We start from the raw sequence: 522 nt of genomic DNA on the forward strand, positions 1-522 counted from the left end.
GCGGTTTATGGCGGGTTTCGATCAGGCGCAGGTAGTCGATGCCCGAGGCGGCGTTTTTCGCTCCGGGATCGGCGTCGCGGGTCGCGGCGGCGGTTTTGGGGTGGACGTGGCGGCGGATTTCGAGCAGTACCGCATCCGGTGCCGGGACCGAGCCGGGGCCGGTCACGGTGATCGGCGCGGTCAGGTCGAAGGGGTCATAGACGAGCTCGACATGGGCCCCGGCCAGCATGGGCTCGACCTGGTAGGTGTTGCCCTGCAGCGAGACGGTCGCGGTTTTGGTGACTCTGCGGGTGACAGCCCAGCGGAAGGCCTCGGCAATAGCCTCCGGGGACCGCCGGTCGGGGCGCCGGTTTTCCCAGCCCGCGTCCCACCGGGCCAGTGGAGTCTGCCCGGTGCCCGAGTGCACGGTGCGGTGATAGGTCATCTGCACCCAGGACGTGAACAACGCATTGAGCTCCTCCAGCGACGCTATCGCACTGCCGGCCTCATCCTCGGCGGCGTTTCCGGTGGCTGCGCCGGTGC

At 69.0% G+C, this 522-nt stretch carries 1 protein-coding gene; it reads right to left on the reverse strand.

The window, feature by feature from the left end; genetic code table 11:
- Positions 1 to 522 (reverse strand): Mu transposase C-terminal domain-containing protein (locus tag QMG52_RS21840; RefSeq protein WP_283562493.1); only part of this gene is annotated, 522 nt, incomplete at both ends.

Origin of the sequence: Paenarthrobacter sp. PH39-S1 (genome assembly GCF_030063245.1) — a bacterium.
Taxonomy (GTDB): domain Bacteria; phylum Actinomycetota; class Actinomycetes; order Actinomycetales; family Micrococcaceae; genus Arthrobacter_M.